Source organism: Micromonospora sp. WMMD980 (genome assembly GCF_029626035.1).
GTDB lineage: Bacteria > Actinomycetota > Actinomycetes > Mycobacteriales > Micromonosporaceae > Micromonospora.
The window spans coordinates 4,305,869-4,328,851 of record NZ_JARUBE010000003.1 but is presented as its reverse complement, the minus strand read 5'-3'; the positions used below and the strand labels follow the sequence as shown (position 1 = coordinate 4,328,851).

The following is a 22,983-nucleotide window of genomic DNA, read 5'->3' as shown; positions in this document are numbered from 1 at the left end:
AGGGTGGCAGTGCCGGACATCTTGCCGACGACCTGGGTCGGGGCGACCGCGAAACAGATCGCCCGCGCGGTACGCCGCGGCGACGTCTCCGCCACCCAGGTGGTGGCCGACCACCTCGACCACGTGTCCCGGGTCGACGCCGAACTGGCCGCGTTCCGCACGGTACGCGGCGGCGAGGCGATCACCGAGGCGGAGAAGGTCGACGAGCAGGAGGAGCTGGCCGACCTTCCGCTGGCCGGGGTGCCGGTGGCGGTCAAGGAGAACACGCCGGTGGCCGGCCTGCCCACCTGGAACGGGTCCGCCGCGATGCGTACCGGCGTGGCCGAGGCCGACCACGAGGTGGTCCGCCGGTTGCGCGGCGCGGGCGCGGTGATCCTCGGCGTGACCCGGATGCCGGAGCTGGGCCTGTGGGCCCTCACCGACGACGACACCGCGGTGACCCGCAATCCCTGGGATCCGGCGCGTACCCCCGGCGGCTCCTCCGGCGGCGCGGCCGCCGCGGTGGCCGCCGGGATGGTGCCGATGGCCCACGGCAACGACGGCCTCGGCTCGATCCGCATCCCGGCGGCCTGCTGCGGCCTGGTCGGGCTCAAGCCCGGCCGGGGCGTGGTGCCCTGCCAGCTCGGCGCGGACGACTGGTTCGGGCTCACCGAGCACGGCGTGCTGACCGGCACGGTGGCCGACGCGGTGGTCGGCTTCTCGGTGCTGGCCGGTCGTCGGCCGGACAAGCTGGTCCCGCCGCCCCGGCTGCGGGTGGGCGTGTCGCTGCGCTCCCCGGTGAAGGGCGTCTCCCCGGACTCGTCGAACCGCGACGCGGTCACCGCCGCCGGTCGGCTGCTCGCCGCCGCCGGGCACGACACCGTGCCCACCGACCCGGTCTACCCGACCCGGCTCGGCCTGCAGGGCATCGCCACCTGGTTCGCGGCGGCCGCCGCCGACGTGCGCGCCGCCGGGGTGGCGCCGCGCCAGCTCCAGCGGCGCAGCCGCCGGCACGTCGCGCTCGGCGAGTGGGCGCAGCGCCGTGGGTACGTCCGGGAGGCAGACCGGGCCGCCTGGCGCGAGCGGTCGGTGCACTTCTTCGACGACCACTCGGTCGACCTGCTGCTCACCCCGGCGCTGGCCGGGCCGCCGCCGGAGGCCGTCGGCTGGTCCGGCCGGTCCTGGCTGGCGAACATGCGGACGAACATCCGGTACGCCCCGTACGCCGCGCCGTGGAACATCGCCGGCCTGCCGTCGATCGTGGTGCCGGTGGGCCGCCGCCCGGACGGGTTGCCGGTCGGGGTGCAGTTCGTCGGCCCGCCCGGCTCCGAGTTGCTGCTGCTGGGGGTCGCCGGCCAGTTCGAGATGCAGGCGCCGTGGACGCGGCACGCCCCCGGCTACCCCCGGGTCGGAACGGGGTCACCCGCCGCGGCGTGATCGTCTAAGTTGTGCGCACCCCCCTCGCGCGCACCCCTTCGGACGGTCCTGAGATGCACTGCCAGACCTGTGGCGACGCCACGTCCCCCGCCTTCGACGAGTGCCAGCGCTGCGGCACCCGCCACGGCCAGCCCGCGGTCCTGCCCGGCGTGCCCACGTACGCCGTCCGGGGCCTGGGGCTGGCCGCCGGCGTCGCGGTCGGCGCGACCGCCGTGCTGTTCACGCTCTCCGCGCTGTTCCCGCTGGTGGGCGTCCGCCTGGCCCGGTCCGCCGCCGAGCAGCTCGACCGGGACGTGCTGCTCGGCGCGGTGCTGGCCGAGGTGCTGGTGACGCTGCCGTTCATCGTGGCCATGCTGGTCGCCGCGACGCTCGTGGTGATCTGGACCTGGCGGGTGCGCAAGAACCTGGACGCGTTCGGCGCCGCGCCGACCCAGAGCGCCGCCTGGGCGATCGCCGGTTGGCTGGTGCCGATCGCCAACTTCGTCGTGCCGGTCCGGGTGGTGGCCGAGGTGGCCCGGTTCAGCCTGTGGCGTCGGCGGGTGCCAGGGCTCGTCGTGCTCTGGTGGTCGGCCTGGCTGGTCTTCTCGATCGGGGAGCGGGTGGTCGCGAAGATGGAGGAGGGCCGGTACGACCGGTTGACCGAGTTCCCGCGCAACGACGAGGAGTTCGCCACCTACGTCGACTTCTACCAGGAGGCGCTCCTGCCGCGCCTGGTGCCGGCGGTGGCCTGCCTGGTCGCCGCGGCATCGTTCGTGGTGCTGGTCCGCCGGATCTCCGCCGCCCAGCAGGACCGCCTCGCCCGGGCGGTGCCCGCCTGGCCCGGCTGGCCCAACGGGCAGCCCGGCTGGCCGGCGCCGGGTGCCCCCGCGCCCGTGCCCGGTGCCTCCGCGCCTGGTACCGGCGGGCCGTCGCCGACGTCGCCGCAGGTTCCGCCGGGGGTGGGTGGCACGATCGGGGCATGACGGAGATGGTCGGCCTCGCCGACGTTCAGGCCGCGCGGGAACTGCTCGCCGGCGTCACCCGCACCACCCCGCTGGAGCCGTCCCGGCCGCTCAGCGCCGCGCTCGGCGGGCCGGTCTGGCTCAAGTGCGAGAACGTCCAGCGCGCCGGGTCGTACAAGGTGCGCGGCGCGTACGTGCGGATCTCCCGGCTCTCCGCCGAGGAGCGGGCCCGCGGCGTGGTGGCGGCGAGCGCCGGCAACCACGCCCAGGGCGTGGCGCTCGCCGCCGGCCTGGTCGGCGCGCAGGCCACCGTCTTCATGCCGGTCAACGCGCCGCTGCCGAAGGTCGCCGCGACCAAGGGGTACGGCGCCCGGATCGAGCTGGTCGGCAACACGGTGGACGAGTCTCTGGTCGCGGCGCAGACGTTCGCGGAGCGGACCGGCGCGGTGTTCATCCACCCGTTCGACCACCCGGACGTCATCGCCGGCCAGGGCACGGTGGCGCTGGAGATCCTCGAACAGTGTCCGGACGTGCGCACCATCGTGACCGGGGTCGGCGGCGGCGGGCTCGTCTCCGGGATGGCGGTGGCGGCCAAGGCGCTGCGTCCGGACGTACGCGTGATCGGGGTTCAGGCGGCGAGCGCCGCCGCGTTCCCGCCCTCGCTGCGGGCCGGCGAGCCGGTCCGGCTGCCCGCCTTCGCCACGATCGCCGACGGCATCGCCGTCGGTCGTCCCGGCGAGCTGACCTTCACCCACGTCCGCAAGCTGGTCGACGAGGTCGTCACGGTCTCCGAGGAGGACATCTCCCGGGCGTTGCTGATGCTGCTGGAGCGCGGCAAGCAGGTGGTGGAGCCGGCCGGGGCGGTCGGCGTGGCGGCGCTGATGGCCGGCGCCGTGGAGGTGGCCACGCCGGCGGTGGCGGTGCTCTCCGGCGGCAACATCGATCCGCTGCTGATGCTCCGGGTGATCGAGCACGGCCTGGCGGCGGCCGGGCGTTTCCTGCGCATCACGGTGCGCTGCACCGACCGGCCCGGTCAGCTCGCCTCGCTGCTCGGCGAGATCGCCGAGCACCGGGCCAACGTGGTGGACGTGGTGCACCAGCGCGCCAACCCGCACCTGCGGCTCGGCGAGGTGGAGGTGGCGCTCTCCGTGGAGACCCGCGGGGTGGAGCACTCGGACACGTTGATCAGCGCGTTGCGCGCCAGCGGCTACCAGGTGGTCTTCGCGGGCGAGGGCTGAGCGCGCCCGCACCCGCGAACGCCCCGGCCGGATGATCCGGTCGGGGCGTTCGGCGATGTGTGGCTCGGGCCGAGGAGCCTGTCAGCCTCGGTCGGGTCGGACCCGAGCCGGCCGGCGCGGGTCCGCCGGCGGGTCAGCCCGAGTAGGGCTCGAAGGAGACCACGGTCACCTTGATGTCGGCGCCGCTGGGCGCGGTGTAGGTGCAGGTCTGCCCCGCCTTGCCGCCGAGGATCGCCTTGCCGAGCGCGGACTCGGGGCTGTAGACGGTGAGGTCGGTGGTGGAGGCGATCTCGCGGGAGCCGAGCAGGAACGTCTCGGTGTCGTCGGCGTCGTCGTCGAAGTAGATCGTGACGACCATGCCGGGCGACACCGCGTCGGCGTCCGGCGCCTCACCGACCTTGGCGGTGCGCAGCAGCTCCTTGAGGTAGAGGATGCGACCCTCGGCCTTGCCCTGCTCCTCGCGGGCGGCGTGGTAGCCACCGTTCTCCCGCAGGTCGCCCTCCTCGCGCCGGGCGTTGATCTCGGCGGCGATGACCGGCCGGTTGGCGATCAGCTCGTCGAGCTCGGCCTGGAGGCGGTCGTGAGCGTCCTGGGACAGCCAGGTGGCGGGCGCCTCGTTTCCGTTTGTGGACACAGGCGATCTCCTCGGTTGGTGCGGACTGGCTGACAGGTGAAACCACCAAGTTACCAGTGCCGCACCCGTCGGGGTGTGGTCGATCACCCCGGGTGCCGGTGGCGGGACCTGGGGTGCGTGTCCCGGCGGCTCGCCGGGGGTCCGGCTCAGCCGGCCGGTCGGCAGCGCAGCACCTCGCCGATGAACGGCCGGGCGGTGGTCGGCACCTCCCGCGTGGTCCGGACGTGGCGTTGGCCGGGTGCGGCGGTCACCGTGGCCTCGACATGGCCCACCTCGGCGCCGTCGTGCGAGCGGGCCCGCAGCAGGCAGGTGGCGGAGCCGCCCGGCGGCACGGTGACCCGGAAGTCGACCACCACCCGGGAGTCGGTGATCCCGGTGTAGCTGATCATCTCGCCCTGGTAGTCGGGATCGCCGTACTGGGTGTAGAGCTTCGCGGCGCCCAACCCGAGGAGGGCCAGCACGACCGCGACCACCAGGGCGAGCAGGAGTGGCCGGCGGCGCCCCGGCTCCCGGCGGCGGCCGTACCGGCCGGGCGGGAAGACGGGCGTGTCCGGTGCGACTGTGGTGTGCGTCTCGCTCACCGGCGGGTATCTCCTGGCGTTGTTGTCGGCGGCATCGGCAAGAATGGCAGGGTCCATCTTCCCAGCCCGGCGCTGAGTCAAGGATGGCAGGTCGGCTTCGACCGGCCAGGGTGGTCCCGACCACTCCGGCAACGGTCCCGACCGGCCGTCACGGGGGCGTTCGCGGGCGCGGGGGGAGATTCCGGCAGGTCAGCCGGTCGGCCCGGGGACGGGCCGGTCGGCCGGCACAGACGAGGAGCGCCGAAGGTGGCAGAGCAACTGCGTCTCATGGCGGTGCACGCCCATCCCGACGACGAGTCGAGCAAGGGTGCCGCCACCATGGCGAAATACGTCGCCGAGGGGGTGGATGTCCTGGTCGTCACCTGCACCGGTGGTGAGCGGGGCAGCGTGCTGAACCCCAAGATGGACCGCCCCGACGTGTGGGCCAACATCGGCGACATCCGCCGGGCCGAGATGGACGCCGCCCGCGCCGTCCTCGGTGTCGAGCAGGCCTGGCTCGGCTTCGTCGACTCCGGGCTGCCCGAGGGCGACCCGCTCCCGCCGCTGCCGGAGGGCTGCTTCGCGCTGCAGGAGGTGGAGGTCGCCGCCGCGCCGCTGGTGCGGCTGATGCGACAGTTCCGCCCGCACGTGGTCACCACCTACGACGAGGAGGGCGGCTACCCGCACCCGGACCACATCATGACCCACAAGGTCGCGGTGGCGGCGTTCGAGGCGGCCGGCGACCCCGAGCGTCACCCGGAGCTGGGCGAGCCGTGGCAGCCGCTGAAGCTCTACTACGACGTGGGCTTCTCGCGCGCCAAGATCATGAGCCTGCACGAGGCGATGCTCGCCGCCGGCCACGAGTCGCCCTACGGCGACTGGATGAAGCGCTGGGAGGAGCGACCCGACAAGGGCGAGCGGATCACCACCCGGGTCGACTGCGCCACCTACTTCCCGGTCCGCGACGACGCGCTGCGCGCGCACGCCACCCAGATCGACCCCGACGGGTTCTGGTTCCAGGTGCCGATGGACCTGCAGCAGCGCGCCTGGCCGACGGAGGACTTCCAGCTCGCCCGTTCGCTGGTGGACAGCCCGCTGCCCGAGTCCGACCTCTTCGCCGGGGTGCGCGAGACGTGCCGTGCCCGCTGACGTCGGCGGGAGCTACCCTGGTCGTCAGCCGCACATCGGAGGAACACCATGCTGACCACCGCCCAGGTGCTCGCGGAGAACAACTTCGGTGACACCCGCACGGGTGGTCTGGCCGGCCCGATGGGCCTCTTCCTCATCATCGTGCTGGCCACCGCCACCGTCCTGCTCATCCGCAACATGAACGCTCGGCTGCGCCGGCTGCCCGACCGGTTCCCGCGCCCGGGCGAGCCGGGCCGGGCGGACGCGGCAGTCCTTGATCCGACAGACGGGGCCGTCGAGCAGGATTCACCGACGAATGCTCCCAACGGCTCCCAGCAGCGCCGCAACGGCTGAACACCGCGTGAATCACGCCCGAGCCGGTCGTTCACCCCTGTTGCGACCACCGGCTTTGGCTTAGCCTTCCGCCGGGGGGACCGTCAGGCCCCGGACCCTGCGCGGAAGGGGGCGCCGATGTCGAGGGCAGCAGCGGGTCCCGACCGTGCCCCGAATCAACGTCCCGCCGGAGCGGAGCCGTGACGTCCGAGCCGGCCGACCGTCCCCCGGACCGGCTCGGCCTGCGCGGCACGCCGGTGAGCGTCGTGCTGCTGACCGCCGCGGTCGCGGTCACCGCGCTGCTGGCCGCCGTGCTCGGGCTCGGCGTCCCGGCGCACCTGCCGGCGGACGACCCGCTGCCCGGTCCGGCGCGCTTCGGCCTCGCCGCCGTCGCCTTCGCGGTCGCCCAACTCGCCCGGCTGCGCTTCCGCACCGCGGCCGGCATGGTCAGCATCACCTGGGGCGAGGCCGCGCTCGTGGTCTGCCTCTGGCTGGTGCCCGCCGGCTGGCTCCCGGCCGCGGCGCTGCTCGGCGCCGGCGCCGCCTGGACCACCATGTCGCTGGTGTCCGACCGGCGGCCGGTGCTGGAACTGGTCCGCATCACCGCCTCGCTCACCGCGGCCACCGCGCTGGCGGGTGCCGTCGCCAGCGCGCTCGGCCAGCCGCTGCTGGCCGCGCCCACCCCGGAACTGGCCCTCGCGCTGGCCGCCGGCGCGGCCACGTACCTGGTCACCACCGGCTGGCTCGGCGCCGCCACCATCGCCCTGCGACACGGCATCCCGATCGGGCCGCCGCTGCTCGCCGCGCTCCGCGGCAAGCTGCCGATGTTCGTCGGCAACGTCGCGGTCGGCCTGGTGGTGGTCGTGCTGCTGGAGCTGGACCCACGTTGGCTGCTCCTCCTGCCGCCGCCGCTGTGGCTGCTCCAGCAGACCTACCGGCACCGGCTCCGGGCCGACGCGGAACGGCGCACCTGGCGGGCCTTCGCCGAGGCCACCGCCGCGCTCAACCAGCTCGACGAACGCGGCGTGGCGACCGCCGCGGTGAACGGCGCGCTCACCCTCTTCGGCGCCGAGCTGGTCGAGGTGGACGTGGCGCGCGGGGATGGGCGCTGGCGCCGCTACCGGGCCGACCTCGGCGGGCAGGTGCGCGACTGCGAGGCGGAGCCCGAGGCGTGCGCCGGCCCGAGCGAGCACGAACTGGTGCGGCGGCTCGCCGTGGGCACCGTCGAGGTGGGCCGGCTGCGGGTGCGGTTCGCCAGGTCCGCCCCGCCCAGCCACGCCGAACGCGACGGCGTGGCCGCCTTCTCCGACGCGCTGGCCGCCGCCCTGCACGACGCCGCGACCCACCGCGAGCTGCGGCTGGTGACCGCCCGGTCGTCGTACGAGGCGGTGCACGACCAGCTCACCGGGCTGCTCAACCGGGCGGCCCTGCTGACCCGCGGCGACCAGGCGCTGCGGCAGCGCCCGCACGATCATCCGGTGGCCCTGCTGCTGCTGGACGTGAACCAGTTCAAGGAGGTCAACGACACCCTCGGGCACGCCGCCGGCGACCAGTTGCTGCGGCTCACCGCCCATCGGCTGGCGGTGCTGACCCGGCCCGGTGACCTGCTCGGCCGGCTCGGCGGCGACGAGTTCGCGTTGCTGCTCACCTCGGTCCCGATGGTCGAGGACCGCACGGCCCCGCTGGCGTACGCGCTGCGCCAGGCCCGGGAGGTCGCCGAGCGCCTCGCCGCGCCGACCGAGGTGGCCGGGGTGCGGATGTCCGTCGAGGTGGCGGTCGGCGTGGTGGTGGCCGACGCCGGCACCGCCGACCTGACCGAGCTGCTGCGACGTGCCGACATCGCCATGTACCAGGCGAAGGAGGGTGGCGGCAGCGTCGCCGCGTACGACAGCTCCCGGGACGCGGCGAGCACCGACCACCTGGCGTTGCTCGCGGAGCTGCGGGAGGCGCTCGCCGCCGACGACCAGCTGGTGCTGGCGTTGCAGCCGGCGGTGGACCTCGCCACCGGCGCTCCGACCGGGGTGGAGGCGTTGATCCGCTGGCGGCACCCGCGCCGGGGCTGGCTCGGCCCGTCCGACTTCATCCGCCCGGTGGAGAACAGCGAGCAGCTCGGCAGCTTCACCCGCTACGTGCTGAACAAGGCGCTGGAGGTGGCCGCCGGGTGGGCGCGGGAGGGCCTGGACGTGCCCATCTCGGTGAACCTGTCGGCGCGCAGCCTGCTCGACCCCCGGCTGCCCGCCGAGATCGAGGAGGCGTTGCGCCGGCACCAGGTGCCACCGCACCGGCTGGTCCTGGAGATCACCGAGACGGTGGTGATGAGCGAGCTGGAGGTGATCGACGAGGTGCTGGCCACGCTGCGGACGATGGGCGTGCAGCTCGCCGTCGACGACTTCGGCACCGGCTTCTCCTCGTTGACGTTCCTCACCCGGATCGCCGTGGACGAGCTGAAGGTGGACCGCTCGTTCGTGATCCGGATGGCGGACTCGCCGGAGGCGGCGGCGATCGTGCGGACCACCGTGGGGCTCGCCCACGAGTTGGGCCTGCGGGTGGTGGCCGAGGGCGTGGAGACGGCCGAGCAGCGCACCGCGCTGGCCGAGCTGGGCTGCACCGCCGCCCAGGGCTACCACTTCTTCAAGCCGATGCCGGCGGACAAGATCGGCGCGGTGCTCGGCTCGCTGCGCGACACCGCCCGCGACAACGTCTTCCCGCTGCGCGCCGACGGCGCCTCCTGAGCCGGATCCGCGCCGCCGGAGGCACCTCCGGCGGCGCGGTGCGGGGTGCTCAGCCGCGCGGCAGCACGTCGTCGAGGACGGTGGGCAGCGCGGCCCAGTCGGCCGAGGCGATGCTGGCGTGCGCGCGGGCCAACTGGGCGACCCGGGCCGCCGCCGCGTCGGCGTCACCGGCGGGGACGGCCGGCGACACGTTCTGCGCGTCGGTCATCACCAGCAGGTAGTGGTTCGCGTCGTACCAGGCGGTGTCGATGCCGCCGCCGACGTACGCCGAGGTGTCGCCGTCGAAGAGCACGAACCACTGCCGTAGCGCGGTGTCCGCGTACCGGGACCGGGGGTCGCCGGACTGGGCCCGGTGCACGGCCGGGAACGCCCGGGCGGTGCCCAGCGTGCCGGCAGCCGCCAGGCCGGCCAGGTGGCGGGCGTACTCCACGTCGGTCCAGAGGGTGTCGGTCGGGTTGCCCTCCTCGACGGTGCCGGGGATCAGCTCCACGAGCACCTTGCCGGCGAGCTGCGCCCGGGTCGGCCACGCGTCGGCGCGGGCGGCGGCGTCCAGGGTGGGGTGGCCGCCGAGCAGGTCGGCCGGGCGGAACACCCGGTCGCCGAGGCGCGCGGCGAGGACCGCGTCGAGCTGGGCCGGGCCCTGCCCGGTACGGCTGCTGAAGCCGGTCTTGAGTTCCAGCTTGAGGACCACCGGACCGGCGTCGGGGTGGGCGCCGAGCCAGAGCCGGATGTCGTCCAGGCAGTTCTCCAGGTTCTTGTTCCGGGTGCCGGTGTAGAGCTGCGCGGCGCTGGTGGCCGCCACGCAGTTGTTGTCGTTGCCGAGCGGGTTGCTGTGGCTGACCCGCCACTGCCGGGTGAGCACGTCCGGCCAGACGTCCAGCTCGATCAGCCCGGGCCGGGCGTCGAGCGCCTGGGCCAGGTAGGTGTAGGTGCCACGCTCGTACGTGTTGTGGATCCCGACGGCGGTGCTGGCGGACCACCGGGTCTCCGGCGGCACGGCGGCGGACGCGGTGCCCGGCGTGAGCGCGCCGGCGAGGGCGGCGAGGGCGAGCAGGGCGGGGAGTCTGCGCATGGACCGTCTCCTTCGGACGTACCGGCGGTGGGCGCGCCGGGCATGCGCTGATTCAAATAGACAAAGGTGAATAGTGGAAGGATGATCCGTGGCGAGTCGTCGAGGTGCCGACATCTCGCCGGTGCGGGGCAGCGGGTGCGAGCGATCGGCCATAGTCTTCGGGCAGCGCTCGGCGACGACGTCCTGCGGATGTCCACACGGGGGGGACGACGATGACGAGACGCTCCTGGCGACGGGTCCTGCTCGCCGCGACGACGGCGCTGACGGCCGGCGCCGCCGGTCTGGCCGGCTCCGCGCCGGCCCAGGCCCGTCCGGTGCAGACCTGGTCGTTCAGCGTCACCGGCGAGCCGGGTGATCCGATCACCGCCGGCAGGTCCTACTCCTACAGCTCCGCCCAGCCGACACCGGGCGACGAGATGAACGCGTCGGGCTGGCACGGGCAGCAGTTCCAGATGGCCTTCTGGAACGACCTCGACAACACCTGGGACCTCGCCCTCACGGCCCCGGCGCTGGAGGCGGGTGACACCTACCAGAAAGTCGGGCAGCCCGACGGCGAGAACCACGTGGCCGGCATCAGCCTCGCCAACGGCGGCTGGGGGCGCTCCTGCGCGCAGAGCACCGGTTCGTTCACCGTTCTCGACGCCGCCTGGGGCCCGTTCGACTACGTCGAGCGCTTCGACGCCACCTTCGAGATCCGCTGCGAGGGTGCGACCGGCGGTCTGCGCGGTGAGATCCACATCTCGAACCCGCCACCGGTGCCGGCGCTCGACGTCACCCTGACCGTCGACCCGGTGGCCACGGTGAGCAAGAAGGGCATCGCCACCGTGCGCGGCACGGTGACCTGCACCCGGGCGGAGACCATCGACGTGGGCGGCGACCTGGCCCAGCAGCAGAAGAAGGCGGGTCTGGTGCGCGGTCGCTACGACATCCAGGTCCCGTGCGCCCCGGGCCGGGCGGTGCCCTGGTCGGCCACCACCTACCCGGCCGACGTGAGGTTCCGGCGCGGCACCGCGCAGGCCGTCACCGAGGTGCCGGTCCGCGACTTCGAATACTCGAACGAGTTCACCGTGACGGACACCTCGACGCTCACGCTGACCCGGTGACCCACCGGCCGGGCCGGGGCCGCCGTCCCGGTCCGGCCGGTGCACTCGTGGCGCGCCGACCCCGCGCGCTCGCTATGGTCGGACGGTGAACCGACTCGCCCAGGCCACCTCGCCCTACCTGCTCCAGCACGCCGACAACCCGGTCGACTGGTGGCCCTGGTGCGACGAGGCGTTCGCCGAGGCCGAACGGCGTGACGTGCCGGTGCTCATCTCGGTCGGCTACGCGGCGTGCCACTGGTGCCACGTGATGGCCCACGAGTCGTTCGAGAACGACGCGGTGGCCCGGCTGATGAACGACGACTTCGTCTGCGTGAAGGTCGACCGGGAGGAACGTCCCGACGTCGACGCCGTCTACATGACCGCCACCCAGGCGATGACCGGCCAGGGCGGCTGGCCGATGACGGTGTTCGCCACCCCGGACGGCACCCCGTTCTTCTGCGGCACCTACTTCCCCCGGGCCGACTTCATCCGCCTGCTCGGCTCCGTCGCCACCGCCTGGCGGGAGCAGCGGGACGCGGTGCTGCGCCAGGGCGCCGCCGTGGTCGAGGCGATCGGCGGCGCCCAGGCCGTCGGCGGCGTGACCGCCCCGCTCACCGCCGGGCTGCTCGACGCCGCCGCCGCCCAGCTCGCGCAGGAGTACGACGAGACGAACGGCGGCTTCGGCGGCGCGCCGAAGTTCCCGCCGCACATGAACCTGCTCTTCCTGCTCCGGCACCACCGTCGCACCGGCTCGGCGCGCAGCCTGGAGATCGTCCGGCACACCGCCGAGGCGATGTCCCGCGGTGGCCTGAACGACCAGCTCGCCGGCGGCTTCGCCCGCTACTCTGTGGACGGCCACTGGACCGTGCCGCACTTCGAGAAAATGCTCTACGACAACGCGCTGCTGCTGCGGGTCTACACCCAGCTCTGGCGGGTCACCGGTGACCGGCTGGCCCGCCGGGTGGCCCGCGACACCGCGCGTTTCCTCGCCGACGAGCTGCACCGGGCCGGTGAGGGCTTCGCCTCGGCCCTGGACGCCGACACCGAGGGGGTCGAGGGGCTCACCTACGTGTGGACGCCCGCCCAGCTCGTCGAGGTGCTGGGGGAGTCCGACGGCCGCTTCGCCGCCGACCTGTTCACCGTCACCGAAGCGGGCACCTTCGAGGAGGGCGCGAGCGTGCTGAGGCTGGCCCGGGACGTCGACGACGCCGACCCGGCGGTCCGGGCCCGCTGGCGCGAGGTGGTGGGCCGGCTGCTCGCCGCCCGGGACACCCGTCCCCAACCGGCCCGCGACGACAAGGTGGTGGCCGCCTGGAACGGGTTGGCGATCACCGCGCTCGCGGAGTTCCAGCAGGTCGCCGCGCTCCACGCGTCCCCCGACGACGAGGACGCGAACCTGATGGAGGGCGTGGTCATCGTCGCCGACGGCGCGATGCGCGACGCCGCCGAGCACCTGGCCGCCGTGCACCTGGTGGACGGCCGGCTGCGCCGGGTCTCCCGGGACCGGGTGGTCGGCGAGCCGGCCGGGGTGCTGGAGGACTACGGCTGCGTGGCGGAGGCGTTCTGCGCGCTGCACCAGCTCACCGGCGAGGGGCGCTGGCTCGCTCTGGCCGGCGAGCTGCTCGACGTGGCGTTGGCCCGGTTCGCGGCGCCGGACGGCGGGTTCTACGACACCGCCGACGACGCCGAGCGTCTGGTCGCCCGCCCCGCCGACCCGACCGACAACGCGACCCCCTCCGGCCGCTCCGCGATCGTCGCGGCGTTGGTCGCGTACGCGGCGCTGACCGGCGAGACGGGCTACCGGGAGGCGGCCGAGCGGACGCTGTCGACCGTCGCGCCGATCGTCGACCGGCACGCCCGGTTCACCGGCTACGCCGCCACGGTCGGCGAGGCGCTGCTCTCCGGGCCGTACGAGATCGCGGTGGTGACCGACGACCCGGAGGGTGACCCGCTCGTCGCGGCGGCCCGCCGGCACGCCCCGCCCGGCGCGGTGCTGGTGGCCGGGCGCAGCGATCAGCCCGGGGTTCCGCTGCTGGCCGACCGGCCGCTGGTCGACGGGCGGCCCACCGCGTACGTCTGCCGGGGGTTCGTCTGCCGGCGGCCGGTGACCAGCGTCGACGAGCTGGTCGCCGAGCTCACCTGAGCGGTCGGGGCGGACGTGCCGGCGCTCCCGGTCGGCCGTCAGTCGGTGGCGGTCGGCGTGGCCCCGCCGCTCGCCCCGGTTCCGTCGTCCGGGGGCGCCGGCCGGAGCGCCGCGGGCAGCGTGTCGAACCACTCCAGCACCGCCCGCTCGTAGGCCAGGCCGAAGCGCAGCGTGGCCACCGCGTACGGCTCGATGTCGTCGGCCCCGTCCGGCAGCGCTGCGGCCACCTGCTCGTACTCGTCGAGCCGGGCGGCGTGCGCGGCCCGCTGCGTTGCGAGGTGTCCGGCGAGCCGCGGTGGCGGGAGATGCCGCCCGAAGAGCACGGTGAGCAGCAGCGGGAAGCGGATGGTCTCGTCGGCCGGAGGCTTGACGGCCCACGCGGCGAACGCCTCGCGACCGGCGTCGGTGATCTCGTACGGCTGCCTGTCGCGTGGCCCTCGCTCGCCGGCCCGGACCAGCCCGGCGGACGCCATGGCGGCGAGTTCCCGGTAGACCTGGCTCTGGGTCAGCGACCAGAACGCACCGATCCGCTGCTGGGCGTGTTCCAGCAGGTCCCAACCCGTCATCGGCCCGTTCTCATCCATGCCGCCTGCGGTGCCACCGGCCTGCTGCTCGCGCTGCCGGTGCTGCTCGCGTCGAAGCGGCGGGGCCGCCACACCCGGCTCGGCTGGGCGTACACGGTCGCGACGCTGGGCCTGAGCCTCAGCGCGTTCGGGCTCTTCGCCCTCGATCCGGCCCGGCTGTGGGGGCTGGCCGTGCTCGGCACCTTGACGCTCGGCTGGCTGGTGGGCGGCGTCTGGATCGCCCGTCGCCGGCCGCCTCGCCTCGGCGCGCGTGGCTGGCGGATCTGGCACCTGAACCTGATGGGCAGCACCGTGATCGCGTTCGTCACCGGCTTCGCCGTGGAGATGACCGACGGCAACCTGATCGCCTGGTTCGCGCCCACGGTGGTCGGCTCGGTCCTGATCGCCCGGGTCACCGCCCGCGAGGTCGCCCGCGCGCCCCGCCGGGTCGTGGTGCCGGCCGCAGGCTGACCCGTGGCCGCGTCGACGGGCCGGTCGGCAAGGCGGGCCGGTGGGACCATCCGCCCTCGCGGTCCGGCCCGGTCGCCCGTCCGGCTAGGCTGGCGGCGCTATGGACTCCCGTACCGGACTCCCCGTCGTCGGCATGGTGGGCGGCGGCCAGCTCGCCCGGATGACCCACCAGGCCGCCATCGCCCTCGGCCAGTCGCTGCGCGTGCTGGCACTCGCTCCGGACGACGGGGCGGCGCTCGTCGCCGCCGACGTCCAGTACGGCGACCACACCGACCTGACCGCGCTGCGCACGTTCGCGAAGGGCTGCGACGTGGTCACCTTCGACCACGAGCACGTGCCCAACGCGCACGTCCGGGCGCTGACCGACGAGGGCGTGAAACTGTTCCCGCCGGCCGAGGCGCTGGTGCACGCGCAGGACAAGCGGGTGATGCGGGAGCGGCTCGGCGAGCTGGGCGCGCCGAACCCGGCCTGGCGTCCGGTGGAGTCGCCGGCCGACCTCGTCGCGTTCGGCGCGGAGGTCGGCTGGCCGGTGGTGCTCAAAGCCGCCCGGGGCGGCTACGACGGTCGGGGCGTCTGGATGGTCGACGACGCCGACCAGGCCGCCGAGCTGGCCGCGACGCTTCTCGACGGCGGCACCCCGCTGCTGGCGGAGGAGCGGGTGGCGCTGCGCCGGGAGCTGGCCGTGCAGGTGGCCCGGTCGCCGTTCGGGCAGGTCGCCGCGTACCCGGTGGTGGAGACGGTGCAGCGCGACGGCATCTGCGTCGAGGTGCTGGCGCCCGCGCCCGACCTGCCGGAGGAGCAGGCGGTCGCCGCGCAGCAGCTCGCCATCGACCTGGCCACCGCGCTCGGCGTGGTCGGGCTGCTCGCGGTCGAGCTGTTCGACACGCCCGGCGGGCTGGTCGTCAACGAGCTGGCCATGCGCCCGCACAACTCCGGTCACTGGACCATCGAGGGCGCCCGCACGTCGCAGTTCGAGCAGCACCTGCGGGCGGTGCTCGACTATCCGATGGGAGACACCTCGCTCACCGCGCCGGTGGTGGTGATGGCGAACGTGCTCGGCGGCGAGCCGGGCGGGATCTCGATCGACGAGCGGCTGCACCACCTCTTCGCCGCCGCGCCCGGAGCCAAGGTCCACCTGTACGGCAAGCAGGTGCGTCCGGGCCGCAAGATCGGGCACGTCACGGTGCTCGGGACCGACCTGGCCGAGGTACGGGCCCGGGCCGCGCGCGCGGCCCGCTGGCTCCAGGAGGGACGCCAATGAGCACCGTCGGGCTGATCATGGGCAGCGACTCGGACTGGCCGACCATGCGGGCCGCCGCCGACGCCCTGGACGAGTTCGGCGTGCCGCACGAGGTCGGCGTGGTCTCCGCACACCGCACCCCGCTGAAGATGATCGAGTACGGCCGGGAGGCCGCCGGCCGTGGCGTCCGGGTGATCATCGCGGGTGCCGGCGGGGCGGCCCACCTGCCCGGCATGGTCGCCTCGGTCACCCCGTTGCCGGTGATCGGCGTGCCGGTGCCGCTGAAGTATCTGGACGGGATGGACTCGCTGCTGTCCATCGTGCAGATGCCGGCCGGCGTGCCGGTCGCCACCGTGTCGATCGGCAACGCCCGTAACGCCGGGCTGCTCGCCGTCCGCATCCTGGGGGCCGCCGACCCGGTGCTGCGCGAGAAGATGGCCGGCTATCAGGCGAGCCTGGAGGACCTGGTCGCCGAGAAGGAAGCCGCGCTCCGTGCCTCGCTGCGCTGACCCGAAACGCTCACCCTCCGTGTCGAGCCCCCGGTCGCGGAGAGTAACCAAATTCGTGACGTGAGGCTATGGCCCGTCGCCGCCTTTGCTCTGCAGCCACCGACGCAGCACGGCTCCGGGCTGGTGTTTGGTACCGATGCTCGGATCCCGCGCGGTCGTTCGCGGTCGCGTTCGGTTACCGATGCGCCCGCAGCTGCAGAGCAAAGGCGGCGGGGCGGGTGAGGGCCGCCTCGGCCGACCGCTACGGAAAGTGACCGGTTGACGCGCCGGGCAGGGCGACACGTCGACGCGCCGGGCAGGGCGACGGCTGGCGCGTGGGGCACGGCGACGCCTCAGCGCATCCCGCGCAGCGCGGTCTGCAGGCGCTCCTGGGCGCGGCGGCGGCGCTCGTTGCTCGCGCCGAGCACCAGCAGGACCAGGCCGACCGGGATCAGCACCAGCCACGGACCGAGGCTGAACAGCGCGTGCACCGCGGCGATCGCGGTCACCGTCGCGCCGACGATCACCGGCGCCTGCTGCCGGCTCGTCGAACCGAAGATCAGCACCGCCACGGCGCCGAGCAGCAGCAGCACCTGCCGCAGCATGCTGGAGTCGGTCGCCACCACGATCGCCAGCGACGGCAGGAACGCGGTCACCAGCGCCGGCCCGTACGCCACCCAGCTCGACATGTCCGGCCGGTGACGCAGTTGCAGCACCCCCACCAGCAGGGCCAGTGCCGCGAACGGCAGCGTGTACGCCTCGAGCAGGGCCACGTCGGACACCCGCATCAGGATCCACCAGGCGCTGATCTCGCAGGCCACCACCGCCCAGAACAGCAGGTTCCGCTCCATCGGGCGCCGCCCCGGACGGCTGGCCGCGATCCCGAGCACCGCACCCCAGGCGGCGAGCAGCGCGGCGATGTGCCGGGGCGAGTCGTACGCGAGGGCCAGCGCGATCAGCGCCGCGCCGTAACCGCTCCACTCGACGGTGGCCGCCTCCCGGTAGGCCTCGGGGCGGCGCAGCCGGGGCAGGGTGGCGGCGAACACCTGCAACGCCGCGCCGACCGCCAGCACCCCGAACGCGGACCAGACCGGCGCGAGCCCGGCTACCAGACCCAGCGTCAGCACGAAGAGCTGCGCCATCAGCGAGGCGAACAGCCAACCGAGGATGCGGGCCCGCTGGGTGGTGCCGAAGAACGCGGCGACCAGGCCCACGGCGACCGCGCTGCCGAGCGTGATGAGGGTCAGGTCACGGGTGGCGAGGGCGCCGGCGAGCCCGGCGCCACCGGCGGCCAGCCCGATGACGAAGACCAGCACCCGGGCGACCCGGATCGACCGGCCCGGCTCGGCCAGCGCCGGCGGCGGGGTCAGCGCCAGCCCCAGCATCGAGATGGTGAACACGACCAGCCCGGCCTGCGCCGTGACCGGCCACCCCTGACCGAGCGCCACCGGCGTGATCAGCAGCGTGAGGGCCGCCCCGGGTAGGACCACCGGCACCGCCCGGGAGCGGCGACCGCCGCTGAACCCGGTCGCGGCCAGCGCCGCCGTCGCGGTCAGCAACAGGGCGGTGAGCACGTGGGTGGGGTCCACCGCGTCCGGCGGCGGGGTAAGCAGCTCCGGCGGCGGCCCCTGCCACACCTGTCCCAGCACGACGAATGTGGAGAAGAGCGCCACCACCAGCGGCGGCGCCAGGGTGACGAGCGCCAGCGCGGTGGGCAGCGCCGCCGCGGCCAGCGCCCCGGCGGCCGGGCTGACCCGCCACCGCAGCTCGGTGGGATCGTCCCGGTCCCGGCGCAGCGCCTCGTTCAGCAGCACCGACCAGCGGCGCACCGGCCGGGCCGAGCCGGCCGGCGGCACGGTGGCCGCCCGGATCAGTTCGGCGAGCACGCCGAGCAGCGCCGCGGCGGCGGCGAACACGCCGGCCGGCAGGTGGACGAGGAGCGCGGCGGCGGCGGTCACGGTGGCCGCGCCGACGACGGCGACGCTGGCGTACGGAAGGTATTGCGGCACCTGCCGGCGGACCGCCGCGACCACGGCCAGGCCGATGCTGGCGGCGGCGAGCGCGGCGGTGAGCACCACCTGCGCGGGACGGCCGAACTCGGCGGACAGCGCGGCCACCGCGCCGGGCAGGGCGAGCAGGGCCGCCCCGGCGGCCGCGCCGCCCACCTGGACCAGGTGCGGCGGCATGCCCTCGGTGCGGACGTCCTCCACCAGGGTCGGCGCGAACGACCGGGCCAGGGCCGCCACCGTCACCCCGATCACCGCGATGCTGCCCAGCGCCAGCGCCGTGGTCCAGGGCCGGACCAGCCCGGCGCCGGTGGCGTGCAGCGCCACCACCCCGGCCACGGTGGCCCGGGACAACGCGGCCCGCGGGTCCGCCGCGGCCACCGCCGCCGTCCCGAACACCGTGGCCACCATGGCGCCGACCAGCACCGGCGACCACCAGGGCAGGTCGAACGCGGCAGGCGCGCCCACGGTGGCGAGCACCGCGGCCACGCCGGAGACGTCGTACTTCCAGGGTGGCGGCAGCAGGACGGCGGCGGTCACCGCCAGCAGCGCCAGCGCCACCGGTGCCTGCCACGTCGCCCCGCCGGTGGGCGCGGCCGGCCAGCCGCTCAGGTCACCGGCCCAGATCGGGCCGGGGGTGGCCAGCACCCCGACACCGCCGCGCAGGGCGCTCCAGGCGGCGATGAGACCGATGAGCGTGCCGCCGGCCGCGATGCCGAGGATCGGCCCGCGCCGCCACTCCTCCGGCAGCGCCCGGGCGGCGACCGCCACCACCAGCACCAGCGCGGCCGCCACCACGAGCTGGCCACCCGGCGCGAGCACCGCGGCGATCCGGGCGAGCGTGGCGACGAGCGCCACCGTGGTGGCGGCGAGGGCCAGGTCCGATCCGTCGAGCGACATGTCGGCGCGGCGCCCGGCGTCGATCCGCGGGGCCAACGCCAGCAACGCGGCGCTGATCAGCAGCAGGCCGCCCACCCAGACGTCGGCCGAGGTGGCGCCGGGCGCGCCGAAGCCGGCGGCGGCGACGGCCACCGCGCCGAACACCGTGCCGAGCGCGTGCGGCATGCTCAGCTGCCGCTGCGCCACCTGGACCAGCGCGGCGTAGGCGAGCGTCACGCAGACGGCGAGGAAGCTCGCGGCGAGGATCGGAACGGTGATCTCGCGCAGGTTGGCCGGGGTGGGTGCCGGCGGCCTCGGCACGGTGGCGGCGACGAACGCGGCCCCCGCGCCGGGCAGGGCGAACGCGGCCCCGCCGGCGGCCCAGGCACAGACCGGATCGGTCGCGGCGGCGGCGATGTGGATCCGGGGCGCGAGCGACACCAGCGCGCCGGCCAGGAAGAGCAGGGTCAGCGCGGCCGCGGTGAGCGCCGGCCGGGCGAGCGCCGCCCCGGCTCCGGCCGACCCCAGCACGGCGGCGGTCACCGCGTGCACCACGGCGGCGCGTGCGGTGCCGGCGGTGAGCCCGAGCACCCCGACCGCGACCGCGGTCAGCAGCATCGGCCAGCAGGCCACCGCCCAGCCCAGGCCGAGCGAGGCCGGCACGGCGAGCGCGGTGAGCGCCGCGCCGACCACGGCGAACTCGCGCCGGATCTCGACCGGCAACGCGACCACCGCGGCGATCGTGAGCAGCAGCGCGCTCGCGGCGAGCTGCCAGCCCGTCGGACCGACCGCGCGGGCCAGCTCGGCGTGCCAGTCGCTCAGGTCGGCCGACCAGGCGGGCAGCGCCGCCCGCACCGGGGCCAGCCCGGCGCGCAGTGCCCCGCCGGCCACCACCAGGCCGCTGACCGTGAGAGCGACCGCGGCGGCGAGCTGCGGCCCCCGGCGGGCCGCCTCCGGAACCACCCGGACGGCCAACCCGGTGAGCGCGATGACCGCGGCGATCAGCAGGAGGGACCGGCTGGGCAGGGCCACCGAGGCGACCCGGCCGAGCGCGCCGATCACCGCGAGCGTGACGATGCCGGCGCCCACGTCGGGCAGCGGCGGACGGCGCAGCACCAGCGCGCCGGCCAGCGCGGTCAGCGCCGCCAGCAGCAGCACCGTGCCGGCCGCCGCGGCCGCCGGCACGGTGGCGGACCGCAGCAGGGCGGTGACCGCGTACGCCAGGGCGAGCGCGACCGCCGCGCCGTGCAGCAACCAGGTCAGCTCGCGCAGCCACGGCACCGGTCGAATGGCGGCGTCATCCGGGCCGGTGGGCGGCGGCTCCCCGCCGAGCACCTCGGCGGACTCCTCCGGCGCGGACTCGGGCCGGTCGTCGTCGGCACGCCGCGGGGGCGGCGCCGGATCCCGGGGCGCGGTGGCGGGCAGATCCGACCGGACCGGTCGTTCCCGCACCACCGCCGACCGGGCCAGTGCCAGGTCCAGCACGGCCACCACGGTGAGCACCAGGGCCCAGCCGGCCGGGCCGGTGATCCGCTCGTAGGCCAGCAGCGGCAGCACCGGCTGGGCGGCCAGCACGGTGGCGAAGCGGGGGGCGCGCAGCCCGGTGCCGTACGCGTAGCCGACCGCGACCACCGTGGTGACCAGGAAGATCGACCCGGCGAACGCGGCCCCCGAGGTGCCGCCGCCGATCCGGTCGACGGCCCAGACCGCGTAGCCGGCCAGCGGCACCAGCAGCAGCCCGACCGCGGCGATGGTCTCGGCGGTCGAGGTGAGGCCGCGGCGGGCCAGCACCGGCGGGGCGAGCAGCATCAGCACGGTGGCGACCAGCAGCACGCCGAGCCGGGCCAACGCGTCCATCGAGCTGGTGGCGACGGCGGCGAAGACCACCGCCGCGACGCCGAGCAGCAGCGCGCCCAGCCCGAGGGGGATGTTCTGCACCTCGCGCGAGGACGCCTCCGGCGGGTGCTCCGGATCGTCGACGTCGAGCCACTGCGGACGCCCGCGGGGCGGCGACGGGGGCGGATCGTCGGGCGCGGGTGGCGGGGTGCCTTGCCGGGGCACCCGGGGCGGGGCGCCGGTGGCGGCGGTGGGCGGGCGGCGGCCCGGACGCCGGCGCAGCACCTTGTGCGGCCGGGTGGCCTGCTTGATCCGCTCCTCACCGGCGTGCGCGAGGATGTCGCGCTGGAAGAGGGCGGCCTGCATCTTGGCGGCGATCTGTCGTTGCTCGCGGGCGATCTCGGCGTCGCGGGCCTTCATCTCGGCGATCGAGCGCTCGATGTCGGCCAGGTGCTCGGCCCACTGGGGCTGCGCCGCGCCGCAGTGTGGGCAGACGGCGGCCGGTTTGCTCTCCCGCCCGCACGCGGCGCACCTGAAGCTCTCCACGACCAGTCTCCCGTCCGCCCGCGCCCGTCGCACTGTGGACCACTCAGAAGCATGCCTTGACCGGGCCGGGATTTCGACAGTTGCCGGCGCGTTCCGGACAACAAAAACGGACCGGCCGACCGGGGAGCGGGGTCCCCGGGGCGGCCGGTCCGGCGCCGATCGGTCAGGGGCGGCCCAGGCCGCGGTACTCCCAGCCGGCCTGCGTCCACAGTGTGGAGTCGAGGCAGTTGCGCCCGTCGACGACCTTGCGGCCGTTGACCAGCTCGCCCATGGCGACCGGGTCGGCGTTGCGGAACTCGGCCCACTCGGTGAGCACGCAGACCAGGTCGGCGCCCTGGACGGCGTCGTTCATGGTGTCCTCGTAGGCCAGACCGGGCACCGCGCGACGCGCGTTCTCGATCCCCTGCGGGTCGAAGACGTGCACGTCGGCACCAGCCTTGCCGAGCAGCGCGGCCACCGCGAGGGCGGGCGCGTCGCGTACGTCGTCGGTGTTGGGCTTGAAAGTGGCGCCCAGCACGGCGACCCGGGTGCCGGAGAGGTCCGGCCCGGCCGGGCCGGACCGGCGGCCGAGCAGTTCGGCGGCGAGCTGCACCACGCGGGTGCGTCGGCGATTGTTGATCAGGTCGACCTCGTGCAGGAACCGCAGCGCCTCGCCGGCGCCCAGCTCCTGGGCGCGGGCCTGGAAGGCGCGGATGTCCTTGGGCAGGCAGGCGCCCCCGAAGCCGAGCCCGGCCTGCAGGAAGCGGTTGCCGATCCGCGGGTCGTAGCCGATCGAGCGGGCGAGCTGGGTGACGTCGCCGCCGGCGGCCTCGCAGACCTCGGCCATCGCGTTGATGAACGAGATCTTGGTGGCCAGGAACGCGTTCGCGGCGACCTTGACCAGCTCGGCGGTGGCGAAGTCGGTGACCACCAGGGGCACCTCGCGGTCCTCGGTGGCGGCCAGGTCGAAGACGCCCTTGTGGGCGGCGAAGAGCATGCCGTTGGCCCACTCGCTCTTGACCCCGACCACGATCCGGTTGGGGCGCAGCACGTCGTCGACGGCGAAGCCCTCCTGGAGGAACTCGGGGCTCCACGCCACCTCGACGCCGAGGTCGGTCGGGGTGTGCTTGCCGACCAGCTGCTCCACCCACTCGGCGGTGCCCACCGGCACGGTGGACTTTCCGACGATCAGCGCCTTGCGGGTCAGGTGCTGGGCCAGGTTGGTCACCGACGCCTCGACGTACGACAGGTCGGCGCCCATGCCGTCGGCCCGCTGCGGGGTGCCGACGCAGATGAAGTGCACGTCGCCGAAGTCGGCGGTCTCCTGGATGTCGGTGCTGAACCGCAGCCGGCCGGCGGCCAGGTTGCGCCGCAGCAGCTCGTCGAGGCCGGGCTCGTGGATCGGCACCTCACCCGCGTTCAGCTTGGCGATCTTGTCCGCGTCGACGTCGAAGCCGAGCACCTCGTAACCCAGCTCGGCGTAGCAGATGGCGTACGTCGCGCCGAGGTAGCCGGTGCCGAGGAAGGTCACCCGGGGCCGGGCCGAGCCCGACGGCGGGGTGACCGCGGCGATGGCGGGCATCGGCTGGGAGTTCGGGTACGGGATCGTCACGCCTGTCTTCTCCGCTCGCGCTGGCGGCGCATCCTCGCGTCGCATCTGCTGGGGCGCCTAGGCCGGGCACCGAGGGGACTGATT

Annotated in this window: 17 protein-coding genes; 11 read left to right on the top strand and 6 right to left on the bottom strand. The window is 74.9% G+C overall.

From position 1 onward, the window contains the following. Positions 1-3 precede the first annotated feature (3 nt). From O7618_RS20240 to ilvA, 3 genes are read left to right on the top strand one after another with little or no spacing between them, the layout of a single operon-like run. The gene (locus tag O7618_RS20240; protein WP_278107681.1) at positions 4-1,416 is read left to right on the top strand and encodes an amidase family protein; all 1,413 of its coding nucleotides are present in this window, start codon (positions 4-6) and stop codon (positions 1,414-1,416) included. A 53-nt stretch (positions 1,417-1,469) separates the two neighbouring features. Beyond that, positions 1,470-2,378, top strand: coding sequence for a DUF4328 domain-containing protein (locus O7618_RS20235; RefSeq protein WP_278107680.1), 909 nt, complete (start codon positions 1,470-1,472; stop codon positions 2,376-2,378). Next, positions 2,375-3,595: a threonine ammonia-lyase gene (gene ilvA, locus O7618_RS20230; RefSeq protein ID WP_278107679.1), complete on the top strand. Its 1,221-nt coding sequence runs from the start codon at positions 2,375-2,377 to the stop codon at positions 3,593-3,595. The genes O7618_RS20235 and ilvA overlap by 4 nt, the downstream gene beginning before the upstream one ends. A gap of 133 nt (positions 3,596-3,728) precedes the next feature. Here ilvA and greA read toward each other — a convergent pair whose 3' ends face one another. Both greA and O7618_RS20220 read right to left on the bottom strand, forming a co-directional pair. Continuing rightward, positions 3,729-4,229 carry a transcription elongation factor GreA gene (greA, locus tag O7618_RS20225; protein WP_278107678.1) on the bottom strand — a complete coding sequence of 167 codons (501 nt, stop codon included), beginning with the start codon at positions 4,227-4,229 and terminating at the stop codon, positions 3,729-3,731. A 146-nt stretch (positions 4,230-4,375) separates the two neighbouring features. Continuing rightward, positions 4,376-4,810, bottom strand: coding sequence for a DUF4307 domain-containing protein (locus O7618_RS20220; RefSeq protein ID WP_278107676.1), 435 nt, complete (start codon positions 4,808-4,810; stop codon positions 4,376-4,378). Between the two features lie 246 nt (positions 4,811-5,056). On the opposite strand from O7618_RS20220, the gene mca reads away from it, so the two are divergent. From mca to O7618_RS20205, 3 genes are all read left to right on the top strand, one after another. Continuing rightward, on the top strand, positions 5,057-5,938 hold the full coding sequence (mca, locus tag O7618_RS20215) for a mycothiol conjugate amidase Mca (protein ID WP_278107675.1): 882 nt from the start codon (positions 5,057-5,059) through the stop codon (positions 5,936-5,938). Positions 5,939-5,986: 48 nt separating this feature from the next. Next, positions 5,987-6,271: a hypothetical protein gene (locus O7618_RS20210; RefSeq protein ID WP_278107674.1), complete on the top strand. Its 285-nt coding sequence runs from the start codon at positions 5,987-5,989 to the stop codon at positions 6,269-6,271. 221 nt (positions 6,272-6,492) lie between these two features. After that, positions 6,493-8,982, top strand: coding sequence for a bifunctional diguanylate cyclase/phosphodiesterase (locus O7618_RS20205; protein WP_278110084.1), 2,490 nt, complete (start codon positions 6,493-6,495; stop codon positions 8,980-8,982). A gap of 49 nt (positions 8,983-9,031) precedes the next feature. Here the strand turns inward: O7618_RS20205 and O7618_RS20200 are convergent, their stop codons facing one another. Further along, positions 9,032-10,054: a phosphatidylinositol-specific phospholipase C domain-containing protein gene (locus O7618_RS20200; protein WP_278107673.1), complete on the bottom strand. Its 1,023-nt coding sequence runs from the start codon at positions 10,052-10,054 to the stop codon at positions 9,032-9,034. A gap of 212 nt (positions 10,055-10,266) precedes the next feature. Here O7618_RS20200 and O7618_RS20195 point away from each other — a divergent pair, with 212 nt between their 5' ends. After that, positions 10,267-11,157 (top strand): hypothetical protein, encoded by an 891-nt coding sequence (locus tag O7618_RS20195; protein WP_278107672.1) that lies wholly within the window; start codon positions 10,267-10,269, stop codon positions 11,155-11,157. Between the two features lie 85 nt (positions 11,158-11,242). Further along, entirely contained in the window at positions 11,243-13,279 is a 2,037-nt protein-coding gene (locus tag O7618_RS20190) for a thioredoxin domain-containing protein (protein WP_278107671.1), read from the top strand. Between the two features lie 38 nt (positions 13,280-13,317). Here O7618_RS20190 and O7618_RS20185 read toward each other — a convergent pair whose 3' ends face one another. After that, on the bottom strand, positions 13,318-13,845 hold the full coding sequence (locus tag O7618_RS20185; protein WP_278107669.1) for a helix-turn-helix transcriptional regulator: 528 nt from the start codon (positions 13,843-13,845) through the stop codon (positions 13,318-13,320). On the opposite strand from O7618_RS20185, the gene O7618_RS20180 reads away from it, so the two are divergent. From O7618_RS20180 to purE, 3 genes are all read left to right on the top strand, one after another. Beyond that, the gene (locus tag O7618_RS20180) at positions 13,819-14,313 is read left to right on the top strand and encodes a hypothetical protein (protein WP_278107667.1); all 495 of its coding nucleotides are present in this window, start codon (positions 13,819-13,821) and stop codon (positions 14,311-14,313) included. The genes O7618_RS20185 and O7618_RS20180 overlap by 27 nt on opposite strands. Positions 14,314-14,413: 100 nt before the next feature. Further along, positions 14,414-15,574 (top strand): 5-(carboxyamino)imidazole ribonucleotide synthase, encoded by a 1,161-nt coding sequence (locus tag O7618_RS20175; protein WP_278107666.1) that lies wholly within the window; start codon positions 14,414-14,416, stop codon positions 15,572-15,574. Then, the gene (gene purE / locus O7618_RS20170) at positions 15,571-16,062 is read left to right on the top strand and encodes a 5-(carboxyamino)imidazole ribonucleotide mutase (RefSeq protein WP_278107665.1); all 492 of its coding nucleotides are present in this window, start codon (positions 15,571-15,573) and stop codon (positions 16,060-16,062) included. Before O7618_RS20175 ends, purE begins: the two co-directional genes overlap by 4 nt. A 332-nt stretch (positions 16,063-16,394) precedes the next feature. On the opposite strand, the gene O7618_RS20165 is transcribed toward purE, so the two are convergent. Both O7618_RS20165 and O7618_RS20160 read right to left on the bottom strand, forming a co-directional pair. Next, on the bottom strand, positions 16,395-21,308 hold the full coding sequence (locus O7618_RS20165; RefSeq protein ID WP_278107664.1) for a permease: 4,914 nt from the start codon (positions 21,306-21,308) through the stop codon (positions 16,395-16,397). 163 nt (positions 21,309-21,471) lie between these two features. Continuing rightward, on the bottom strand, positions 21,472-22,899 hold the full coding sequence (locus tag O7618_RS20160) for a UDP-glucose/GDP-mannose dehydrogenase family protein (protein WP_278107663.1): 1,428 nt from the start codon (positions 22,897-22,899) through the stop codon (positions 21,472-21,474). Positions 22,900-22,983 lie beyond the last annotated feature (84 nt).

Bases quoted from the DNA above. Each gene is read 5' to 3' on its own strand.
- O7618_RS20235 (WP_278107680.1), top strand. From the start codon at position 1,470: ATGCACTGCCAGACCTGTGGCGACGCCACGTCCCCCGCCTTCGACGAG.
- ilvA (WP_278107679.1), top strand. From the start codon at position 2,375: ATGACGGAGATGGTCGGCCTCGCCGACGTTCAGGCCGCGCGGGAACTG.
- O7618_RS20210 (WP_278107674.1), top strand. From the start codon at position 5,987: ATGCTGACCACCGCCCAGGTGCTCGCGGAGAACAACTTCGGTGACACC.
- O7618_RS20200 (WP_278107673.1), bottom strand. From the start codon at position 10,054: ATGCGCAGACTCCCCGCCCTGCTCGCCCTCGCCGCCCTCGCCGGCGCG.
- O7618_RS20195 (WP_278107672.1), top strand. From the start codon at position 10,267: ATGACGAGACGCTCCTGGCGACGGGTCCTGCTCGCCGCGACGACGGCG.
- O7618_RS20185 (WP_278107669.1), bottom strand. From the start codon at position 13,845: ATGACGGGTTGGGACCTGCTGGAACACGCCCAGCAGCGGATCGGTGCG.
- O7618_RS20175 (WP_278107666.1), top strand. From the start codon at position 14,414: ATGGACTCCCGTACCGGACTCCCCGTCGTCGGCATGGTGGGCGGCGGC.
- purE (WP_278107665.1), top strand. From the start codon at position 15,571: ATGAGCACCGTCGGGCTGATCATGGGCAGCGACTCGGACTGGCCGACC.